Source organism: Stenotrophomonas sp. STEN021, assembly GCF_056760175.1.
The window spans coordinates 1-4,250 of record NZ_JBRREH010000148.1; the positions used below are offsets into that span (position 1 = coordinate 1).

Below are 4,250 nucleotides of genomic sequence, written 5' to 3' on the forward strand. Positions count from 1 at the left end.
GCCCCCCCCATGCGGGCCAACCCCCTACCCGCCCCCCCCGGGGGGGGGGCGCGCGCACCCCCCCCAAGCCGACACCACTGAGACTACCGGCATAGCTGCAATCTGATCGACCATCTGCTTCGCGGCTCACGCCGCTCCCACAAATTGGCCTTCGCACGCAGCGTGCCTACGCTCTACACAGATGCCTGCGTCCGCTAGACTTTTGCGTCGTTTCACCTGGACGCAACCATGACTGACCTGATCCCCGCCCTGCCCCAGCCCCGCATCCCGGTTGCCGGTGGCGGCACCTTCCCGGTGCACCGCATCTATTGCGTGGGCCGCAACTTTGCTGATCACGCCCGCGAGATGGGCGCTGCCGCGCCGGCCTCGGCCAGCGAACGCGGCCAGCCGATGTTCTTCATGAAGCCGGCCGATGCCATCGTGGTCGGCGACGCCACGGTCCCGTATCCGTCTGCTACCTCCGACCTGCACCACGAAGTGGAGCTGGTAGTGGCACTGGGCAAGGATGCGCCAGCCGGCGTGCTCGCCGTCGATCAAGCAATGGAGCTGGTGCTGGCCTATGGTGTTGGCCTGGACCTGACCCGCCGCGACCTGCAGGCCGCCGCCAAGGCCAAGGGCGGGCCCTGGGATATTGCAAAGGGGTTCGACCACTCCGCGCCTGTCAGTACCTTGGTGCTGGCCTCGGAGGTCGGCGATGTGGCAACGCTGGAGCTGTCGCTGGAAATCAATGGCGAGCTTCGTCAGAAATCCACCCTAGACCAGATGATCTGGAACGTTGCGGACATCCTGCACGAGCTCTCCAAGCTCTACGCGTTGCGCGCCGGCGACCTGATCTTCATGGGTACCCCGGCCGGTGTCGCCGCACTCCAGCCCGGCGACCGCTTCAGTGCACGCCTGGGAGAAATCGCACAACGGGACGGCTTGATCGCCTGATGACATTTACTGGAGTAGTCTGCGCCAGCTCCCTTTCATGCATAGCTAGGAGAAATACATGGGAATGATCAGCGAATTCAAGGAATTTGCGATGCGCGGCAACGTCATCGACCTGGCGGTCGGTGTCGTGATCGGCGGCGCATTCGGCAAAATCGTCACCTCCTTGGTGGACAAGGTGATCATGCCGCCAATTGGCATACTGGTCGGCAATGTCGATTTCTCCAGCCTGGCCTGGACGCTGGCACCAGCCAAGATGGGCGCAGACGGCAAGGAAATCCCGGCCGTGGTGCTGGGCTATGGCGACTTCATCAATACGCTGATCCAGTTCGTCATCGTCGCTTTCGCGATCTTCATGCTGGTCAAGGTGGTGAACCGCCTGTCACGCAAGAAGGAAGAAGCACCGGCCGCTGCGCCGGAGCCGACTGAAGAAGTGCTGCTGTTGCGCGAAATCCGCGACAGCCTCAACAAGCACTGAGCAATCGGCTGACCTGTCGACAACGGCCGGGATCTCCGGCCGTTGTCGTTTGCAGCGATCAGAACGCCATCGTCATCGACACCTGCGGGCTGACCTGGGAAGCGCTGTTGCGCCCGCCCGGCAACGATGCCTGTACACCGAACAGCACACCGATCTGGTCGTTGACGATGTATTCAACAGCAGGCGCGGCACTGAACGCGCGGCTGCGTGAACCAGTCTGATGCAGCGTCGTCCGCTGCCCGGATGCATCGGCAACGCTGCCATCCAGTACGCTGCCCGCCTGCGTGCTGGCGGTCAGGTCCAGCGCCAATACCCAATTGCGATTGATGCTGTATTCCAGCCCCAGCGCGCCACTGATTGCCGCGCCCGCGTCGAGGGTGCCGCGGAAACTCCGCTCGGTGCCATAGACGCTGCGCCCGACCACCGAAACGCTGCCCGGCGACGGACTCCAGGTGGTCTGCCAGCGCCAACGCAGCGGTCGGCCGTTCGGCATCCACAGTACCTGCTGCCCCAGAAATGACAGGCCAGTGCGATAGACGCCACTGCCCTGCCCGTTGAGTGTGTTCTCTCCCAGGCGGTCATGCCGCCCGGTCGCCAGCGATTGGCTCAGCATCGCGGCCAAGGTCATATCACCAGTCAATGCATCACCAGCGCGCAACTGGTAACGCAAGCGCGCCGCGCTATCAGCCACGCGATAACCGTCGCTGTGCTGCCCGCCCTGCGCCGAGCGGCTGCCATTGAGCACCAACTCACCGGTCAGGTGATCGATGATGCCTCCGCTGAGCAACAGGCTCAGCAGCTGACTGCTGTCGTGTCCATCCAGCGCATGGCGATCGCCTTGATCGTCGTACACGCCACTGCTGCGGTTGTAGATCCAGTACGGTTGGGCAAAAAATTCGCCCTGCGGCATGGCTGCCGGACCGGGAGTAAGCAACGGCCCGGTGAAGCGCACGTCGTCCATGGAGCGCGCCTGTGCCAATCCAAGTACTGGCAGCACCAGCATCAACAACGTCCCTGCCGTCCTGTGTCGCAATGTCATCACCTGTTCCTGAGCAATCCACCAACGCGGTGGGGCTGCACAGGCTCGCCTGCGATGCTGCATCGCAATACAAGAGAACTCCCTGGCTGATTGTCATCGTTTTAGCCGCTCATACGGCCTAGCGGATGTATGCAAAGGCAGCCAGATGGAGAACCACCTATCCAACACCAAGACTTCCACACATCCCAACCGGCACATTCCCCTACGCTCACTCACTGTTACCCTGACTCGACAAATCACCTTGGAATTGACTATGCGTCGCCGTGCTCTTTCCCTTGCGCTCCTGCTGCTGTGCACCTCGGCTGCTGCCAACGCAGCGCCCACCCATATCCCGCAGCAGGCACTGACCAAGGCCGCCGAACTGCGCGCACAGGCCCTGGCCGACAATACCGGCTGGCAGGTCGTTGAATCGCTGACCACGGAAGTAGGTCCGCGCATGGCTGGCAGTGAGGCCGATGCACGCGCTGTGGAATGGGCCAAGGCCAAGTTCAAGGAACTGGGCTTCGACAAGGTCTGGACCGAGCCGGTCACCTTTCCGAAGTGGGAACGCCGCAGCGAGCACGCCTCGGTGCTGGGCGCGCATCCGCAGCCACTGACCATCACCGCGCTGGGCGGCAGCCCGGCCGGCACAGTGGAAGCCGAAATCGTACGTTTTGAAGGCCTTGATGCGCTGAAGGCGGCACCGGCAGGTTCCTTGACCGGCAAAATCGCCTACGTCGACTTCACCATGACCCGCAAACGCGACGGGGCCGACTACGGCATCGGCGGCAGCGTGCGCAGCCGTGGCCCGTCCGAAGCAATCCGCAAGGGCGCGGTCGGCTTCATCATGCGCTCGGCGGGCACCGACTCGCATCGCATGCCGCATACCGGCATCACCCGCTTTGACGAAGGCCTGACCCCGGTGCCGTCGGCCGCACTCTCCGGCCCAGATGCCGACCAGCTCAACCGGCTGGTCGCGCGCGGTGCGACCCGCATCCGCATGGCGCTGGATTGCGGCTGGGATGGCAGCTACACCTCGCAGAACGTGATCGGCGAAATCACCGGCCGCAGCCTGCCCAAGGAAGTGGTGGTGATCGGCGGTCACCTGGACTCCTGGGATCTGGGCACCGGCGCCATTGATGACGGCGCAGGTATCGGCATCACCATGGCCGCAGGCCATCTGATCGGCCAGCTCAAGCAGGCGCCCAAGCGCACCATCCGCGTGATCGCCTTCGCCAATGAAGAGCAGGGTCTGCACGGTGGCAAAGCCTACGCTGCCGCGCGCGTAGCCGCAGGCGAGATCGTGCAGCAGCACATCGCCGCCGAGAGCGACTTCGGCGCCGGCCGCATCTATGCCTTCAACACCGGCTCGGGCAATCCGGCGGAATCGCGTGAAGCCACCCGTCAGATCGGTGAAGCGCTGGCACCGTTGGGTATCGAGTACCGCGCCAACGAAGGCGGCCCCGGCCCGGATGTCGGACCACTGGCAGCCAAGGGCGGCGCCTGGGCATGGCTGGCGCAGGATGGGACCGATTATTTCGACCTGCACCACACCCCGGATGACACCCTCGACAAGATCGACCCGAAGGCGCTGGCGCAGAATGTGGCGGCGTACACCGTGTTTGCCTATCTGGCAGCGGAGTCTGAAGGCAGCTTCGGCAGCGAAGCCAAGGATGTGGTGCCACCGCGCGAGTGATTTCTTCTTAGGTCGAAACGAGAAAGGCTCCTAACGGCGCCTTTCTCGTTTCGGCTTTCTGTAGTGGGGGGGCGGGGACGGGCGCCCGGGGCCCAGGGGCGGCGGGTCGCCAGGGACGAGGGGGCGGC

The 4,250-nt window shown here is 64.1% G+C and carries 4 protein-coding genes; 3 read left to right on the top strand and 1 reads right to left on the bottom strand.

What is annotated here, in order from left to right; translation table 11 throughout:
• The first annotated feature begins 228 nt into the window (after nucleotides 1-228).
• Together ACVOL0_RS20065 and mscL are read left to right on the top strand one after the other, a co-directional pair.
• Nucleotides 229-933 carry a fumarylacetoacetate hydrolase family protein gene (locus ACVOL0_RS20065; RefSeq protein ID WP_481550580.1) on the top strand — a complete coding sequence of 235 codons (705 nt, stop codon included), beginning with the start codon at nucleotides 229-231 and terminating at the stop codon, nucleotides 931-933.
• Between the two features lie 58 nt (nucleotides 934-991).
• Nucleotides 992-1,408, top strand: coding sequence for a large-conductance mechanosensitive channel protein MscL (gene mscL / locus ACVOL0_RS20070; protein ID WP_481550581.1), 417 nt, complete (start codon nucleotides 992-994; stop codon nucleotides 1,406-1,408).
• A 58-nt stretch (nucleotides 1,409-1,466) separates the two neighbouring features.
• On the opposite strand, the gene ACVOL0_RS20075 is transcribed toward mscL, so the two are convergent.
• Complete coding sequence (locus ACVOL0_RS20075) at nucleotides 1,467-2,447, bottom strand: hypothetical protein (protein ID WP_481550582.1); 981 nt, start codon at nucleotides 2,445-2,447, stop codon at nucleotides 1,467-1,469.
• A gap of 253 nt (nucleotides 2,448-2,700) precedes the next feature.
• Here ACVOL0_RS20075 and ACVOL0_RS20080 point away from each other — a divergent pair, with 253 nt between their 5' ends.
• A complete protein-coding gene (locus tag ACVOL0_RS20080) occupies nucleotides 2,701-4,122 on the top strand; it encodes a M28 family peptidase (protein ID WP_481550583.1) in 1,422 nt (473 codons plus the stop codon).
• Nucleotides 4,123-4,250: the final 128 nt, after the last annotated feature.

Excerpts from the sequence above, each read along its gene's own strand:
- ACVOL0_RS20065 (WP_481550580.1), top strand. The coding sequence starts at position 229 with ATGACTGACCTGATCCCCGCCCTGCCCCAGCCCCGCATCCCGGTTGCC.
- mscL (WP_481550581.1), top strand. The coding sequence starts at position 992 with ATGGGAATGATCAGCGAATTCAAGGAATTTGCGATGCGCGGCAACGTC.
- ACVOL0_RS20075 (WP_481550582.1), bottom strand. The coding sequence starts at position 2,447 with ATGACATTGCGACACAGGACGGCAGGGACGTTGTTGATGCTGGTGCTG.
- ACVOL0_RS20080 (WP_481550583.1), top strand. The coding sequence starts at position 2,701 with ATGCGTCGCCGTGCTCTTTCCCTTGCGCTCCTGCTGCTGTGCACCTCG.